Source organism: Paenibacillus sp. JNUCC 35, assembly GCF_058269095.1.
This window is the reverse complement of record NZ_CM177771.1, coordinates 1,870,384-1,887,845: the sequence shown is the minus strand read 5'-3', so window position 1 is coordinate 1,887,845 and position 17,462 is coordinate 1,870,384. Positions and strand designations below refer to the sequence as shown.

Sequence of the window (17,462 nt, the reverse complement as noted above, 5' to 3'; positions counted from 1 at the left end):
TTTTTTTATTTGGGCCCGACGAGGCGGCTCCCGATGTCGTGCGGCGCTGAAATATCCGGGCGCCCCGGCGAGTGGCGCTAGCGCTGCCGGCACGGGGAGCCCGGGCCCGGGGTTCCCGGAAGCGCGGTCCGGCACAGCATGGCGCAGGCGCAAGAGCATGGCGGCGAACGGCCAGCCCCCGCGCAGGATGACGGCCCCCGGTCACGCGGCTGCGGCCGCAAAAAAACTCCCTGATTGAAATCAGGGAGTTTTCTGCGCTTGCGGGGCTATGCCTGCTGCGCTTTAGTTAGTTTACAGCCTTCCGTCCCCCCGTTTCGCAGGCGAGATGAAGTAATACAGCAGCCCGACAAACACGGCCCCGCCGACAATGTTCCCCAGCGTTACCGGGATCATGTTGTGGAACCAGCCGGCCAGGGTAACCGTTTCGGGATGCGGGAGAATCAGGGCCAGCCCCAGCACGGTCATATTCGCCACGCTGTGTTCATACCCCGATGCGATAAAGCCGTACAGCATCCAGAAGATGAGGATCAGCTTCGCCGTGTCCTCTTTGGCTCTCATCGAAGTCCAGATCGCCAGGCAGACGAACCAATTACAAAGAATTCCCCGGAAAAACAGCTGCGTGGTGTCCATGTTCATTTTTTTGGCGGCGATGGTCATTAACAAATGGTCCGGCTTAATATTGGCAAACACCCCGGCACCGACGACCAGCAGAACGAGGACCATAGCCCCCGTCAGGTTCCCCAGGTAGCACCAGAACCAGTTGACGAGCGTATCCTTCCAAGTGACTTTGCGCGAAAGCGTCCCAATGGTGAAATACATGTTGTTCCCCGTAAAAAGCTCCGATCCGGCAAAAATCACCAGTGTGAGCGCAACTCCGAACGACAGGCCCATGACCGTTGTCGTAACCGGCGATTTTGCGGCAAACAGCGGGGCCCCTACGGAAAAGATAAGCACGATGCCGAGTCCTACGTAAGCACCGGCCAGACCCGCCGCCGTCAGGTAGCGAAGAAGGCTTTCGGAGAGAAAATTCTTTTTTTGCGCGGCCGCGGCGGCCATTTTTTCCACGGTTTCAGTAAACATTATGCGTCATCTCCTCGCGGGTTGAAAGCAGGTTAAGCCGGACGAAGGATGTTCCGGATAAGCCTCTTGTGCGTACAAGCCGGCAGGCGGAACCACGGCCGGAAGGGGCATCACAGCCCGATCCAGACATGCTCCCCGTCGAGTTTCACCGGATAAGTTTTCACCTGTCCCGTATCCGGCGCCTGCACTTTACCGTCCAGCAGGTTGATTTTCCAGTCATACAGGGGATCGTAAAGCAGGTCCCCCGATATCATCCCTTCGCAGAGCGGACCTCCCCTACGGTGAGGACTCCGGTTCTGGAGCGCAAAGAGACGGCCGTCCGTCAAATGAAACACGGCGATTTCTTCTTCTCCCACGAAAACGGTCTTTCCCAGCCGAGCCGGAAAATCACCTTGTCTGCCGATGCAAACGTAGGTTTCCGGTTTGTCCTGAAGCTGTCGGTTCATCGATTTCTCCTCCTTTGGGGAGCTGCTTGAGAGCCCCTGTCTGTCCGATGCGCTTTATTCCGTTGGCGGCCCTACCGGCACGTTGACTCCTTCATACAGTTCCTGACGGAGCTGGCGGTCGCCGATCACTTTTTGCCAAGGATCGTGCGCGCGTGTCAGGGCGGTCTCCATGCGGTTTACAAGCTCCCGCCGGTTCGCTTCATCCGTGATCGCATGGTTCTGGATATAAGCCAGACCCAACCGCTCGACCCAATCCGATGTTCTTTCCAGGTAATTGGCGGTTTCCCGGTAAAACTGGATCAGCGACGAGGTAATTTCCAGAAGCTCCTCATCCGTCTTCACCTTTACCGCAAGATCGGCAAGCCGCGGTTTAATGCCCCCATTGCCGCCGATGTAAATCTCCCAGCCGCCGTCATTGCCGACGATTCCGACATCCTTGGTGCACGATTCCGCACAGTTGCGCGGGCAGCCGTTCACGGCCATTTTAAACTTGGCGGGCATGTCGATCCTTTCGAATTTCTTCTCCAGCAGTTGTCCCATCCCCATCGAATCCTGGGTGCCGAACCGGCAGAAGGTCGAGCCTACGCACGTTTTGACCGTCCGGAGCGCTTTCGCGTACGCGTAGCCCGATGGCATACCGAGTTCTTCCCAGACTTTCGGCAGATCTTCTTTGCGAACGCCCATCAGGTCGATCCGCTGTCCGCCGGTCATTTTGACGGCACGGACGTTATATTTCACGGCCACATCGCCGATCCGTTTCAGCTCTTCCGCCGAGCTTACGCCGCCGTACATCCGCGGTACGACCGTATATGTGCCGTCCTTGTTGATGTTCGCATGCAGTCGTTCGTTGACGAATCTCGATTCTTTTTCGTCCACGTAGGTTTCCGGCCACAACATCGTCAAGTAGTAGTTGAGCGCAGGCCGGCACTTCGAGCAGCCTTCGGGGTTGCTCCAATTCAGAGCGGCCATGGTCTCGCGGGTCGTCGTCAGCTTCCGCTCACGCATGGCTGCGACAATTTCATCCCGGCCGAGCTGCGTGCAGCCGCAGATGCCATGGGCCGCTGTGCCCGCTTCGTAGCCGTCTCCCAGCACGCCGGCCAGAATCTGCTCGACAAGCGGCTTGCAGCCTCCGCATGAGCGGCAAGCTCCGGTGCAGGCTTTCACTTCGTCGACTGTTTTCAGACCCTGTGCGCGGACGGCTTCCACGATGGTTCCTTTCGTCACCCCGTTGCAGCCGCATACGATATCCTCGTCGGCCAGAAGCTCCGCCCCGCCGCCGCTTTCCTCTCCCGCGGGAATTCCCATCAGGACGGCGTGCACGTCTTCGGTCATTTCGCGGCCGCTTCGGATCCACTGCTGAAGCTGGGTCGCCTGGCTGACATCGCCGAACAGCACGCCGCCTACGATCCGGCTGCCGCGGACGAGCACCTTTTTATACACGCCTCTCCAGTCATCCTGCATTTTGACGATTGTAAGATCCGGACGATCCATAAATTCACCGGTGGAGAATACGTCCACACCCGATATTTTCAGCTTGGTGGCCAGCACCGTTCCCTCATAAGGAGCCGTCTGCACCCCGCACAAATGCTTGGCTAGCACGCTGCCCTGTTCAAAAAGCGGGGCGACAAGCCCGTAGCACACGCCGCGGTGCTCGCAGCATTCTCCGACAGCATACACGTCCTGCGCCGAGGTCCGCATAAAATCGTCCACGACGATTCCGCGATTGACTTCCAGGCCTCCGGCCGCGGCCAAAACGCTGTTCGGCTTAATTCCCGCCGCCATGACGACAAAGTCCGTTTCCAGCGCGGTTCCGTCCGTAAACGCCAGCCCTTCGACACGCACGCCGCCCGTTAGCTCCTTCGTTTGTTTTCCCATTGCGAAACGCAGTCCCTGGCGCTCCAGCTCCGCCCGCAGCATTCCCGAAGCCGCCGGGTCCAGTTGGCGTTCCATCAGATCGTCCATCAGATGAACGACCGTCACTTCCATGCCCAGCTTCGAAAGGCCCTTGGCCGCTTCGAGACCGAGGAGGCCGCCGCCGATGACGGCCGCCTGTCGATAAGTCCGGGCCGCTTCCGTCATCGCTTCGCAGTCGGCAATGTCGCGGAAACCGACGACTCCCTCTTTGTCCGCGCCCGGAACCGGCAGAATGAACGGCTTCGAGCCCGTTGCCAAAATCAGGACGTCATAAGGAAGGACATCCCCGCGGTCCGTCGTGACCGTTTTGGCCGTCGTATCCAGCGCAGTCGCTGTCGTCCCCGTCAGAAGCTCAATGCCGTTTTCCCGGTACCAGCTCCAATCGTTCAGGACGATTTCATCCGTCGTTTTGCTACCCTCAAGCACATAAGAGAGCTGTATCCGGTTGTAATTCGGGTGAGGCTCGCTCCCCACAATCGTTATATCAAACAAGCCGGTGTTGATTTTTAAAATTTGCTCGATCACACCCACTCCTGCCATTCCGTTTCCGATAAGCACCAGTTTTCTGCGATTCATTGCCTAACGCCCCCTGCCTTGGTCGATCTTTGAAAAGTTTCACTTGTGAAATTAAGCACATACTAAGTATAAACGTCTTCGGTGCCGGTCAGATGTGAAAAAAGTCACAGGACGGGAAACAGATGTGAACATCGATTGAAAGAAACGTGAACCGAAACTGCCGCCATACAAAAAAAGCACATTCGCACCGGTAAACCGGGAATGTGCTTTCTTGATCGGATTCCATGGACAAGCCAAGATACCGTTGTCGTATTTATTTGAAAACAGCCGTTCTACACGCCTAAAAACGCAGGCAGAGCACTGCAGAGCCGCCGTCCGCCGTATACGGCCCGTCGGCCTTACAGCAGCTCCAGCCTTACCCGGCTGCCGCGTCCGGACGGTTCGGCCGGCTCGACGATCAGCTTGCGCGGCAGACGAGCCCTCAGCTCCGGCACGTGCGAGATCACGCCGACCGCAAGCCGGTCCATGTGGAGCTTCTCGAGGGAGGTGACCACCATATCCAGCAGATCCTGGTCCAGGGTACCGAACCCTTCGTCCAGGAAGAAAAATTCCAGGGGCACCTCGCCCTTGAGCTGGATCTGCGCCGACAAAGCGAGCGCGAGCGCGAGCGACGTCAGGAACGTTTCGCCGCCGGACAGCGTGCCGACCGGGCGCTTCACCCCGCCGGAGCCGTCGTCGCGGATCACGAAGCCGCCGCCGGAGTCCACCTCGATCGCGTAGCGCTGCCGGGTGAGCTGCCCGAGCCGCTGCGAAGCGGCCCGGCTCACCTGCATCAGCTGCTCCTCCGCAAGGAACTCGACGAAGGCGTTCGCTTTCAGCACGGACTGCAGCTTCGCCAGCCGACCGTGCAAGGTCTGCTGCGCGCTGCGCCGCTCTTCCAGCCGGCGCCACTGCTCGTGCTTCGCCTGCAGCTCCTCGCAGTCGCGTTCCGCCTTGGCGCGGACCGCGAGCGCGGCCTCGTCGCGCTCCTGGGCTTCGCGCAGCTCGAGCAGCATGCCGGTCCAGTCTTCTTCGCTGACCGTCCGCCCGGCAAGCTGCTCCCGCAGCTGCGCGAGCCGGGAGCGGAGCGTCTGCTCGCGCTCGCGGTGACGCCGCGCCTCCGCGCTCCACTCGGCGCGCTGCGCTTCGGCGACGTACGCGCTCCGCACGGCGTCGGCATCCGCGAAGGAGGAAGCCTTCAGCGCGCGGTCCAGCCGCTCCCGCGCCTCTGCGAGCTGCCCGGCGGCGGATGCGGCGGCCTGTTCGGCTGCGCTGAGCGCCTGGGCCGCCTCCTGCTGCTCGCGGCGGGCCTGCTCGTGCGCGAGCCTGGTTTGCTCCGCGCGGGTGCGCAGCCCATCGAGCTCGGCCTGAGCCGCCGCGATCTGGCGCGGCACCGGCTCGCCTCCGACGCGGTCGTGCAGCTGCTGCGCCTTCTCGGCGGCGAGCTGGGACAGCCCCTGCAGCTTGGTCGCGAGCTGCAGGGCGGTTTTGTCGAGCTCCGCCGCCTCGGTGCGGAGCTGCTCGATCTTCGCGAGCACCCCGTCGATGAACGGGATGCTCTTCTCGATGCGGCCGCGCAGCTCTTCCGCCTGGCGCTCCTGCTCGCCCAGCTGCTTCAGGCGGGCCTCCACGGCGTCCAGCTCCAGGCCACGGGCGCCGAACCGCTTCTGCCAGGCTTCTTCCCGGCCGCGGATGCTTTGCTCCAAAACCTGCGCTTTGGTTTCGTCGGCCTGAAGGGCCGCGCGCTGCGAACGCAGCTCCGCCTCCACGGCCTGCATGCCGGCTTCAAGCGGCTTCAACCGTTTCAGGAGGGTTTGGAAGCCCGCTTCGAGTTCTGCCGCCAAACGGCCTATACGTGCGGTCTCCGCTTGCGGCCGCTCGAAAGCGGCCAGCTGACGCAGCGCCTCTCCCGCGGAGATTCCGGCTTCGCCCTGCCGGATACCAGCGGTGACGGTAAGGCTCTCTGCCGCCGCCGAGGACGCTGCCGCTTCCGCCAGCATGAGCGCCGCCTCTGTGGCCGCAAGGTCGGTCTCGTCCGCGGAAACGGCCCCGGCCCGGACATCAGCGTCAAGCTTGTTTGCTGCAGCCTGCGGATGATCCGTTCCGGCGCGCTCGTGCTCAAGGGCCCGCTTGGCGAGACTATCGAGGCCGAAAACGTGACGGTCCGCCTCCATTCCGGCTTCCCGGATCGCGCGAAGGAGCGTTTCGCATTCCTCTGCGCCAGGGGAAGCCTTCTCCGCCTCCACCTCTTCTTCCCGGTAAGGAGCCGGATGCTCCACAGCGCCGCACACGGGGCAGGGCTGCCCTTCGTGCAGTTCGTGCGCCAGCTTCCCGGCCAGATTCCGCAGCTCGCGCTCACGGTCTTCCCGTTTGCGGATCTGAAGCACCGCGGCCGCCGCTTCTTCCTGCTTCGCCAGCCGTTGACGCAGCTGCAGAGCTTCCGTCCTGCCGGCGCCGAGTTCACCGAGCCAGCGGGCAAAGTGTTCCGTCCAAGCGGTCAGTTCCCCGGCACGGACCGCCAGATCGCGCTCTCCGGCCTCCATCGTCCGGCGTCTTCCGCCGATCTCCTGCCGGAATTCCTGGAGCTGGCGCATCTGCATGTCCAGCTCCCTTTTGGCGTCCCACGCTTCTTGGAGAAGGCTGCGCTGCTCGTAGCCGACCTCTACGCTTTTCAGCGCTTCTTTCAGCTCCGCCTGCCTGCCCAGCGCCTTTTCCTTCGTCTCCTGTTCCTTGCGGAACGCCTCTTTCACCGCGGAAAGCTGTGAAAGCAGATGTTCCTCGCTCGTTTTGAGGCCTTCGCACTGCTTGTGAAGGTCGGCAAGCTGACGCTCCTGCTCCAGTGCCTGGTTCAAACGCTCCAACCGGATCAGCAGCGGCTCCTCGCTTCCGGCCAGCTCCTTCCGGGCCTGCTCGGACGCCTGCAAGGCCGTGTCTAATTTCACTTCGGCCTGGCTGGAGCGGTCCCTTGCCTGAGCGATCCGCCCCCGGTGCTCCGCCTCTGCTTTCGCCGAAGCTTCCGCGTGCTCGACATAAGGACGCAGCTTCTCCGCTTCCTCCGCGCGCTTCAGGTTATCTTCGCGCTGCCGGATTCCCGGCTCTTCTTCCTCGGTTTTGCGAAGCTCCAATTCCGTCTGCCGCTCATCCTTTTGCACGCTTACAATCTGCTTCATCTCCTCGTAGCGGGCGGACGCCTGCTGAAAAAGCTTGCGCTGGACGACGGCATACTCAGCCGCCTCCTTCAACCTCTCGCCGGCTTGGGCCAGCGCTTCTTCGGACGCGTCTCCCAGTCCCTGCTGCTCGGCGGCGATCTGTTTAAGCAGGCCGTCGGCTTCCTTCAGCCGTCCGCTTACGCGCGCGCTGAGATGATCGCCGTAAGCTTCAAGGTGGAACAGCCGCTGAAGCATCTGCCGCCGGTCTTTGCCGGTCAGCGAAAGAAATTCGGCGAATTTCCCCTGAGGAAGCACCACGGCGCGGGTAAAATCCTGCATGGACAACCCGAGCACCTGGTGGACCCGGTTGGTTACGTCCGTGGATTTATCGGCCAGTACAACCGGCTCCTCCCCGCTCATGCGGACAAAACGGCTTACGGTATTCGTAACCGAGACGTCCGAGCCTCTCTTGAACTGACGGTCCACCCGGTACCGGACGGCGCCCGTCGGATGGCTGAGTTCGAAAGTGAACGAGACCGCCAGCGTATTTTCGGCATGGTTCATGATCCCCTGCGTACCGCCGGAGGCCCGTTCGACTTTGCCGTAGAGCGCCAGCGTCAGGGCGTCCAGAATGGACGACTTTCCGCTCCCCGTCGGTCCGAAAATACCGAACACGCCGGCATCGCACAATTGCGTAAAATCTATTTCCTGTGATTCCCGGTAGCTTTGCAGACCGGACATTTGCAGCCGTATCGGACGCATACGTTTCGCCTCCCTTTATTCGGCCTGCTCCGGGCCGTCCGAATGATCCTGCAGCAGCTCCATAAAGAGCTGCACGAGCTCGGGCTCGGGCTTGGCCCCGCCCGTCTGCCGTTCGTAGAATCGGCGGAACAGCTCGTCCACCGGCAGACCCGCGCTTGACAGTACGGCTGCTTCTTCCTCGGCCGGCTGCTGCTGCGGATAGATCGGTTTGATATGGATAAACCCGCTGCGCGCCTTGCGCAGGGTTTGAATGTCGTGCAGCGACATCGCTTCCGAGATGTGGATTTCCAGGTCGATCCACGCGTTTGCGTCCCGCCCTTCATCCAGCCAGCGGTGCACCTCCGCCAGCCCTTCCTTCGCTTTCCAGTTCACCAGCGGGCGGCCGGATGTCAAATAGATTTCTTCGATCGAGGCCGGTTCTCCCGGTTTGACGTCCAGAACGGTCAGCGACTTGGCTTGGCCCGCTTCGGAAAAGCTGTAGGCAAGCGGGGAACCGCAGTAGCGGATGGGGCTCTGCGCTTTAAGCGTCTGCGGACGATGCAGGTGGCCGAGCGCCACATACTGCGCGCCGACATCGAGTGCCGATGTATCGACCGTGTACGCTCCGCCGACCTGAATCGGACGCTCCGATTCGCTTTCTTTTCCCCCGAGCACGTAAATATGGCTCATGATCAGGTTCACGGTGTCGGGACGAAAGCCCGCCGTTTGAGCTTTAACCAGCTCGCCTACCCGCTCGGAGTAAGCTCTCCTGAGCACTTCTTCGCCGGCGTCGTCGCTGAGCAGTTCGCCCAGTCTCGACTCGGACGGATACGGCAGCGCAAACAGTTTGGCCGTTTCGCCGGTTCTCGGAATCCCGATCTCCATCAGGCCCGCTTTCGGCAGCCCGATCAGAGAGATTCCCTGCGCCTTGGCAATCGGGGAAGACGCCCCCAGACGGTCCGGGTGATCGTGGTTGCCCGAAATGACGACAACTTCCCTGCGGCCGTCCTCGGCCAGCCTGGACAGAGCGTCGTAAAAAAGCTGCTCCGCAGCGGCAGGCGGATTGACGGTGTCATACACATCTCCCGCCAGCAGCACGAGATCGATATTCCCTTCTCTGACAATGCGGACGAGTTCGTCCACGAAAGCAACCTGTTCCTCAAACCGGCTCCGCCCTTCCAGGGTTCTCCCCAAGTGCCAGTCACCGGTGTGCAGTATGCGCATACCTATCCCCCAAATCTGATTGTATCTGTAAAAACAGCCGGCCCGCCTTTATCGAGCGGTTTTTGTCCGGCCTCTTCCATTCAAATTTCCACCACGTGCCCGCCGTCAAAGAAAAACAGGTAGGTTCCCGCAAGCTTGCGCTTCCAGATTTTTTCCACTGCCTGTCCGTACAAGCCAAGCTGGATCCGGTATCTTTCCCGGAGCGCTTCGAGGCCGACGCCTTTGACACGGTCCGTCTTGTAATCGAGCATAATCAGATTGCCGTCCGATTCGAACAGACAGTCGATCACACCCTGCACAAGCACCGTCTCCTGGCGGGTCGACGCATCCGCATTCGGGTAGACACGGCCGGCGGGAAGCCCCAAGCTGAAAGGTACTTCACGCCATACCCGGGTAGAGGCGGCAAGCTTTTGGCCGATCTGTGTCCGGAAAAAGCCCGCAAGGATTTCCGTATCCACCGCTCTTGCTTGAGCGGGGGTAAGCAGTTCCTTATCGATCATTTCCCGGACAACAGCTTCCACCGCTTCCGGCGTCACTTCCTTCAGCGGCATATGCTGCATGACGGCGTGAAAAACGGTCCCCCGCTCCGCAGAGGTCAATTTCTTCTCTTCCATAAAACGGGGACGCCGCAGAAGCGACGTTCTTGAAGAGGAACCGGCCGAAGGTGTACCGGGAATGGAGGCACCGGCGGGAACTTCCCCGCCTGTTTCACCAGGGGATTCAATTGGATTACCCGCTGCTTGCGTGTCTTGTGCTGCTTGCGTGTCTTGTGCTGCTTGCGTGTCTTGTGCTGCTTGCGTGTCTTGTGCCGCTTGCGGTTCCTGCATGTCCCATGCGTCTTGCGTGCCTTGTGCCGCTTGCGGCTCCTGTGTGTCCCATGCGTATTGTGTTCCCTGTGACCCTTCCGGGTCCTGTATGTTTTCTCCCTGTCGCGTGTCTTCTGCGTCCTGTGCCTCCCGTGTCTCCTGCGGTTCCTGCATGTCCTGCGTCTCAGCCGCTTCCCGCTCCCGCCGATCTTCCGCCTGCATGAGCGCAGGGCTATCCATAAAAGTCGTCAGATGAAAAACCGCATTCCCTCCGGTACGGGTCCCTTCCGTATCGCCCGGAGAGGCAGGCGTACCGGGAGAATACTCCCCGTTCAGCCGGGAAGCATCCGCCAGTTTCAGCAGCCGGGTCGGCAAAATGAGTCCGCTCCCCGGGCTCGGCTTCAGCTCGGCCGACGGAATTTCTTCGTGATCGGAAGCCGTACTGCGGTCTGCCTGCCTTTTAAGCTCGGAAACGGACGTTTTGGAAAAATAAGCGGTCGCCTGGGCAAACGGATACGTCCACGACAGCGATTTCGCAAGCGCAACGTCCCATTCCCCGGTAAAAGTCGGCACCTTGTTCAGGTGTTTCAGCGCCTCCAGCCGGTCCGCCTGAATCGTGACGGATTCGTCGGCTTTCCCCATGGCCGCCAGCTCCTCGGGCGTAATCACTTCAAAGCTCCACTTGGAGCCGTCTGCCGCCAGCGCCGGAGGACTGTGTTCCTGAAGCCCGGCTTTCTCTCTCCACAAAGACGCATCCCGGTGCCGTATGAGTGCGGGTCCCACCCAGTCCAGGTAGCTGCGCGCACGCGCGACTTCGTCGTCCGGAAGCGGCCAGCTGTTCTTCTCCAGGTGCCTGGCCCAGCCCTGGAGCTGCTTGTCCAGCGAGCGGACCGTTCCGAGCAGGAACAGCTTCTCCCGTGCCCGGGTGAGCGCCACATACAGGACGCGCAGCTCCTCGGCAAGCGTCTCGATGCGCATCCGGCGCCGGATCGCAAGCTGCGGAAGGGTCGGATAGCCGACCCGCAGCTTCGTATCCACAAAGCGCGGACCGAAGCCCAGTTCCTTATGGATCAGGAACGGGTCAAGCAGGTCGCGCTGGTTGAACATTTTGCCGAGTCCGGCAACGAAAACGACCGGAAACTCGAGTCCTTTACTCTTGTGGATGGACATGATCCGCACGACGTCCTCCTGCTCGCCCAGCGCCCGGGCGGTCCCGAGGTCGCCTCCGGTGTCCTTCATCCGCTCGATAAAGCGGAGAAACCGGAACAGCCCGCGCAGTGAGGTGTTCTCGTACTGCCTCGCCCGGTCGTAAAGCGCCCTGAGGTTCGCCTGACGCTGCTGCCCTCCGGGCATCGCTCCCACGAAATCGAAGTAGCCGGTGTCTCCGTACACCTTCCAGATGAGACGGGCGAGTGCTCCCTGCCGGGCTTCGTTCCGCCACTTTTCCAGGCGCCGCAGAAAGTCTGCGATTTTGCCGCGCAGTTCCTCGTCCGGCTTCCACTCGCCGGCATCCTGCAAGCCGCTTCCGCCCTCCGCGTTCCCCAGCGGACGGATTCCTTGGGCGTAAGCCCGGACCGCCTCGTAGAACGGGATATTTTTGCCGGAAATGCGCAGGGAAGCCAGTTCATCCGCCGTCAGGCCGACAATCGGTGAACGGAGGACGCCCGCAAGCGGAACGTCCTGATACGGGTTGTCAATCACTTTCAGCAGCGAGAGCATGACTTCGACTTCCGTCGCCGTAAAATACCCGGTATTCAAATCGGCGTAAGCCGGAATGCCAAGCTGCCTCAATTCTTCAATAAAAATCGGCGACCACTGCTGGGTAGCGCGCAGCAGAATGACCATATCCCGGTACGTGGCGGGCCTCATGGAGCCGGACCGTTTATCGTACACGAGGTAGGGCCGCCCATCCTGCGGATCCAGCATGGCCTGTATCTTACGGGCGATCGCCCGAGCTTCCATCTGGGCGGTTTCCAGCTCCTGGCCTTCCAGGATGCCGCCCAGCTCGCCCTCCTGCTCCTCGGCTGAAATCTCCCCGGCCGCCTCCTCCGCATTGGTCTCTTCCCCGTCGGACGCCTGTGCGGCTGCCGCACGGTCGATGAGCATCATTTCGACGGACAGGTTCTGGCCTTCGGCCGCCGGATAAGACGCGCCGTTCACCAGCTCCGCCCGCTCGTCGTAAGCAATGTCGCCGACGCCCTCATTCATGATCTGCCGGAAAATAAAGTTGACGGCATCGACTACCTCCGCCCGGCTTCTAAAGTTCCGGGCCAGGTCGATCCGTCTTCCCGGACCGCTGCCGTCTCCGGTGAAGCTCTTGTACTTCTCCAGAAAAAGCCCGGGCTCCGCCAGTCGGAAGCGGTAAATGCTCTGCTTCACGTCGCCGACCATAAATCGGTTGCCCGGGAGCGGTTCGGCGATCAGTTCGACGATAGCTTCCTGGACGCGGTTCGTGTCCTGGTACTCGTCAAGCAGCACCTCCGCGAACTGCTCCCTGTATTCGAGCGCCGCCCGCGAAGGGATCAGACGATCCGGCGCAGACTCTTCGGCGCGCAGAATGCGCAGGCAGAAATGCTCCAGATCGGCGAAATCGACCAGACCTTTGGCGGCCTTGGCCTTGCTGTAGCGCCCTCCGAAGTCGATGACGAGATCGACCAGCGCGTGAATGACGGGCGCCATTTCCCGCGTTTCCTCCAGAAACCGCTCCGGCGGCCGCCCGAACAATTCTTCCTGGAGGGAGGTGATGCGTTCCTTGGCCCGGCTCCGCAGCTGTTTCACCTGTTCCTGGAGCTGCGGGTCCACTTCGTCTTTCTTGCATGGCTTGAGCTTCCCGAAAGACACGGTCTGAAACGCGCTGAACAGAATGTCCCACGGATAGTTCTCGGCTATGTCCGTAAGTCCCTCGACCATGGTCAGATCATCCTGCACGGCAGTCGCGTAAGGAAGCGGGCCGCCCGGCTGACCGGTGATTTCGAGAGCCTGCTTCAAGAGTTCGGCGGTCCCCTGAAGCTCCAAGCGGACATCGTCGGTGAGGCCCTTAAGCCAGAATTCGGCAGGCGCGCCTTCGCCTTCGTTTCCGTTCAGTTCAGCGTTATCCTCATTGTCCGCCGCATTCGCCAAAGCGGCTTCCTCCGCCGCTCCGACCGCAGCCGAATTCGAAGCCGCAGCCGCTTCCGCATAACCCTCGCTGACTTCCGCCAAGGCGGCCGTCCGCTCGTCTTCACCGGAAGCATCCCTTCCAGTGATCAGCTCGTAGTTCTTCGGTCCGAACATCAGCGCCATCTCGCGCAGCCAATGTTCCGGCCACGGGTGACTGCGCGACTCGTCGTACAGCTTCTGGATCAGCAGATGGAGGGGAATGTCGCTGCGCTCGCCGCCGAACGTATCGACGAGCCGCCAGAACGGGCTGTCTTCTCCGCTTTCCCCGTAGTACTGCTCCATCATTTCTTCGAGCTGGTCGTGCCGCATCAGCTCCGCTTCCGTTTCGTTGGCGATGCGGAACCCGGGGTCAAGCCGAATCAGGCTATAGTGCCTGCGGATAACTTCCAGACAGAAGGAATGGAGGGTCGTCACGGAAGCCCGCCCCATCAGGGCAAGCTGCCGCTTCAAGTGCTGAGAGTCCGGGTTTGCCGTCAGCTCTTTTTCCAGCGCCTCGCGTATTCTCTGCTTCATTTCGGCTGCGGCTGCCTTCGTAAAGGTCGCGACCAGCAGACGGTCCACATCCAGGGGAGAACCCTCGTCGGAAATGCGGCGGATAATCCGCTCGACCAGTACGGCCGTTTTTCCCGAGCCGGCCGCTGCGGCCACAAGCATGTTTTGCCCCCGCAGGGCGATGGCGTCCCACTGCTCATCCGTCCACGTGGTTCCCGGAGGTTTCGTTCTCGGTGTCGTTGTCATCGGTTCTGCTCCTCCTTTCCGCTTCCCGTCTCTTTCCTGGTAAGCTCGGCCCAGACGCGGTCGCGTCCGATTTTGGCCAGATGCTTGGGTTCGTTGCCGTCCAGCGCGGGATCAAATTGGCACACCGCCTTGTAAGAACAATGCTGACAAGCCGTCTTATTACCCGTGCGGTAAGGGGTGATATCCACCCGTCCTTCCGTAATCTCCGTACCGATATCGCGAATCCGGTCCCGCACATAACCGCGCAGGGTATCCCACTGCTCTTCCGAAGCGACGGAGGACGATTTATAAAAGCCTCCATCCTTGGACAAGGCGGCCGGTACCAGCTGGGAGTGGCCCGCTGCGCCCGCAAGGTCGCTGTCCATCATTTTCACGACTTCCGGATCGGCCATAAGGAGCCCTTTCATCTTGTACCGCTTACGCAGTTCTTTCTCTACGTCCTGGACGGTCATGCCGTTCGTAAACTGAAGCAGGGGATTGTGCACATGAAAATACAGCACCCCTGCCGGTGTGGCGCTCATGCCGAGCCACTGGGGCGCATGAGTTAAGATCACGTCCAGATACGTGAGCATCTGAAGGGACAACCCGTAGTAGACGCTGGACAAATCAAGCGCAGTAGGGCTTGACTTGTAATCGATCACGCGAAGCAGCAGACCGCTGTCCCCCTGGGCCTGGTCCACTCTGTCGATCCGTCCGATAATTTCCATCGTGCATCCGTTGTCGAGCTGGAAAGTCAGAGAAGGCAGCATGCCGCCCGGCCCGAAATCGATTTCCAGCCCCACCGGTGAAAACCGGCTGCGTTTCGCGTGTTCGCCCAGCATGACGGCCGCTTTGCCCACAACCTGCTTCAGCTTGTGGGAAATATACCGGTACCGCTTGGAGCTCAGGAGAATTTCGCCCTGCAGCCGTGGCGCAAGCCGGTCGACGACGTCGGATGTCCGGCGGTAGGTTTCTTCCGTACTCAGGCTAGCCCAATCGACCTTGTCTTCCTGCAGCCCGCGCACGAACAAGTTGAGCGCGCCGTGGAACAGCTGCCCGATATCCGGAGCTTCCAGACGGAATACCCTGCGCTCCTTGAGTTTGAGGCCATGCGTCAGGAAGTGGGCGAACGGGCACGCTACGTAGCGCTCCATCCGGGATACGCTCGCACGGAGATGACGGCCGTACAGGAGACGGCTCGTTTCCCGTGGCAGCTTGTCCTCCCGGTTGGCATACAGCAGCCCTTGAACGAGGCGGTTCATGCTGCCCTTCCACTCCGGCTCCCCCGCAAAATAGTTGTAGGTGCCCCACCACAAATCGCCGATGGCCGCCCCTCTCATCCACTGCTTCAGCTGGATGCCGAGGTAAGACATCGCCCGCGAGGGGTTTTGCATATAGGAAAGCTGTTCCTCTGCGGACATAAGCGGCGAAGGCTCGCCCATCCACTGGACCTCGCGCAGCTCGGGAAATAGTCCCTTCACCTGGCGGATCAGTTCCGAGGGAAGCAGCGATTTGCCTTCTTCATCGGCAAGCGGGTAAGACAAGGACAACCGGCGGCTCGGAACGGCCAGTGAAGAGTAAATCAGGAAGGACTCGTCCAGCAGCCTCCGGCGGTTTCCGTCCGCCATCGGCAACCCCGTCTGAAGCAGCAGCTCACGTTCCGCTTCCGCCAGAACGCCGTCTTCCGTCGGCGACGCCGGAATGACCCCGTCGCTGACGCCGAGTATGAAGGCGTACCGGATTTTCATCGAACGGGTACGGTCCATGCTGCCGACAAGCACCTGGTCGAGCGCCGGAGGAACGAGGCCGAGCTTGATGCTCTCCAGCCCGGTTTCCAGCAGCTCGCCGTACAGCTCGGCCGATATTTCTTCCTCGCCCATAAGCTCGACCAGCTGATCGAGAAGATCCATCAGGCTGCCCCAGATCTGGCTGTGCTCCCGGGCTTTCTCCGGCCGGCCGTCTGCGGCCGCTTCCGCATACCACTGCTCCAGCCGTTCCGGCGCATGCACGTCTTCCAGAAGCTCGTACAGCGCCTGCGTTCTCGACTGGACCGTTTTGGCCCGCTTAAGATTTTTCTGGAAACCCAGCAGCGGCTCCGCCACCCATTCCCGGGTCTGCTGAATTCCCTGCAAATAAAGCTCCTCCGCCTCATTCGCCGCCGTCTCTTCGTCTTCCAGCGAGGCCCTGCTGCGGTGAGTCCACGGCTTGCCGTCGGTCCACCGGTTTCCCTGGATTCCGTAGGAAAGCACGTAATTTTCAAGGCGGTCCATCGCCGCCCTCTGCTCCGTCAGCGTCTTCGCCGCCGCTTCTTCGGCGTCCCCGTTCCAAGGCAGGAGAAGGTCTGTTTTTACGCAGCGGAATACCGCATCGTAGCCCCAGTTATGAAGCACCGTTTCCAGAGCCGAGCGGATGAATTCCGCAAGAGGGTGATGCAGCACCGTTCTTTTCTGGTCAAAAAAGTGCGGAATCCCGTAATCGGTAAACGCGGTCTCCAGCAGATCCTCATAGTCCGCCATGTTGCGGACCATCACGGCCATATCCCGCCAGCGGACTCCCTGTTCGCGGGCCAGCCTCGTCATTTCCCGGGCTACGCCTTCGGCTTCGGCCCTGCGGTTGACGGCGGCGTAAAGCGAAAGCTGCTCCCGTTCGCCGGGTCCGGCTGGAAGATACGGGCTGCCGTACCGGCCGATGCGCTGCTCAAACGAGTTCTCCAGATGGGCGAGCATCGGACTGGCGGCGAACCGGGGCGACAGAACAGGCCGTACGTCCACGGTCTCAGCCGGCCCGGCGCCTACGGCATCCACCAGCTCCTGGAGCTGCGCCATCGTACGTGCCGTCGGGTGGAACAGATCCAGCTCGTCCGGAATCTCTCCGGCATAATAAGGCCGGTTCACGCAGAGCGACACCGTGGTCCCGGCTCCGTGCTCAAAAAGCCCCTTTACCACCATCAGCTCCTGGGGCGTAAAGCCGTGGAACCCGTCGATCCAAATCTGCGCGTCTCGAACAAGCGACGACTGCCCGAGCTCTTCGGCCAGTTTGGCCAGCGTTCCTTCCCCGTCGAGATACCGGAGCGAAATCTCGTGTTCGAAAGCCCCGTAAATCAATTGGAGATCCCGCATTTTATCCCGCAGGAGCTGCTTTTTGCTGCCGAGAAAATCGTCGTACCTGTCCACATGTTCACGGAGACTCTCTCCCGTCACGCAGTAGCGCCTCCACTCCGCGAACAGATCGTTCAGCCGGTCGACGAAGCCCGTCTGCTCGTACACCGACCGGTAGAAACGCAGGTCGCCTTTCCGCTTATGTAAAAGCTTGTGCAGAAGAAGCTTTTTCCCTACGTCGTCAATAGGCTGGCGGGCCGTTCCACCTCTCTCCTGCATCACCCTCCAGGCCAGACGGCGGAAGCTGAGCACCTGCGCGCGTATCGTTCCGCCTACATCGGGATGATCGACAAGCGCCAGCTCCGTCTGGAAAGTCGCCTGCTCGGGTACGATCAGAATCAAAGGCGGCCCCTCCGGGCGCTGTTTTAAGTTCTCTATGATTTCATCCATGCAGAGCTTGCTTTTGCCGCTCCCTGCACGGCCAGTTATAAAACGTACGGGCATGTCGGGTACGCCCCTTTCACCATGTCACTTGTTCCCGTGGGGAATCTATGTTCTCTATCGTTCTATTGT

The 17,462-nt window shown here is 60.9% G+C and carries 7 protein-coding genes; all 7 read right to left on the bottom strand.

Annotated features, from left to right (window positions below; genetic code table 11):
- Window positions 1-291: 291 nt before the first annotated feature.
- A complete protein-coding gene (locus tag AC2TF6_RS08615; RefSeq protein ID WP_491310697.1) occupies window positions 292-1,080 on the bottom strand; it encodes a formate/nitrite transporter family protein in 789 nt (262 codons plus the stop codon).
- Between the two features lie 110 nt (window positions 1,081-1,190).
- Window positions 1,191-1,526, bottom strand: a complete 336-nt coding sequence (nirD, locus tag AC2TF6_RS08610) for a nitrite reductase small subunit NirD (protein WP_491310696.1) — start codon at window positions 1,524-1,526, stop codon at window positions 1,191-1,193.
- A gap of 54 nt (window positions 1,527-1,580) precedes the next feature.
- A complete protein-coding gene (gene nirB / locus AC2TF6_RS08605) occupies window positions 1,581-4,016 on the bottom strand; it encodes a nitrite reductase large subunit NirB (RefSeq protein WP_491310695.1) in 2,436 nt (811 codons plus the stop codon).
- 338 nt (window positions 4,017-4,354) lie between these two features.
- A complete protein-coding gene (locus AC2TF6_RS08600; protein WP_491310694.1) occupies window positions 4,355-7,906 on the bottom strand; it encodes an AAA family ATPase in 3,552 nt (1,183 codons plus the stop codon).
- Window positions 7,907-7,921: 15 nt separating this feature from the next.
- Window positions 7,922-9,109 carry an exonuclease SbcCD subunit D gene (locus AC2TF6_RS08595; RefSeq protein ID WP_491310693.1) on the bottom strand — a complete coding sequence of 396 codons (1,188 nt, stop codon included), beginning with the start codon at window positions 9,107-9,109 and terminating at the stop codon, window positions 7,922-7,924.
- A gap of 80 nt (window positions 9,110-9,189) precedes the next feature.
- Window positions 9,190-13,812 (bottom strand): helicase-exonuclease AddAB subunit AddA, encoded by a 4,623-nt coding sequence (gene addA, locus AC2TF6_RS08590; protein ID WP_491310692.1) that lies wholly within the window; start codon window positions 13,810-13,812, stop codon window positions 9,190-9,192.
- Window positions 13,809-17,393: a helicase-exonuclease AddAB subunit AddB gene (addB, locus tag AC2TF6_RS08585; RefSeq protein WP_491310691.1), complete on the bottom strand. Its 3,585-nt coding sequence runs from the start codon at window positions 17,391-17,393 to the stop codon at window positions 13,809-13,811. The genes addA and addB overlap by 4 nt, the downstream gene beginning before the upstream one ends.
- Window positions 17,394-17,462: the final 69 nt, after the last annotated feature.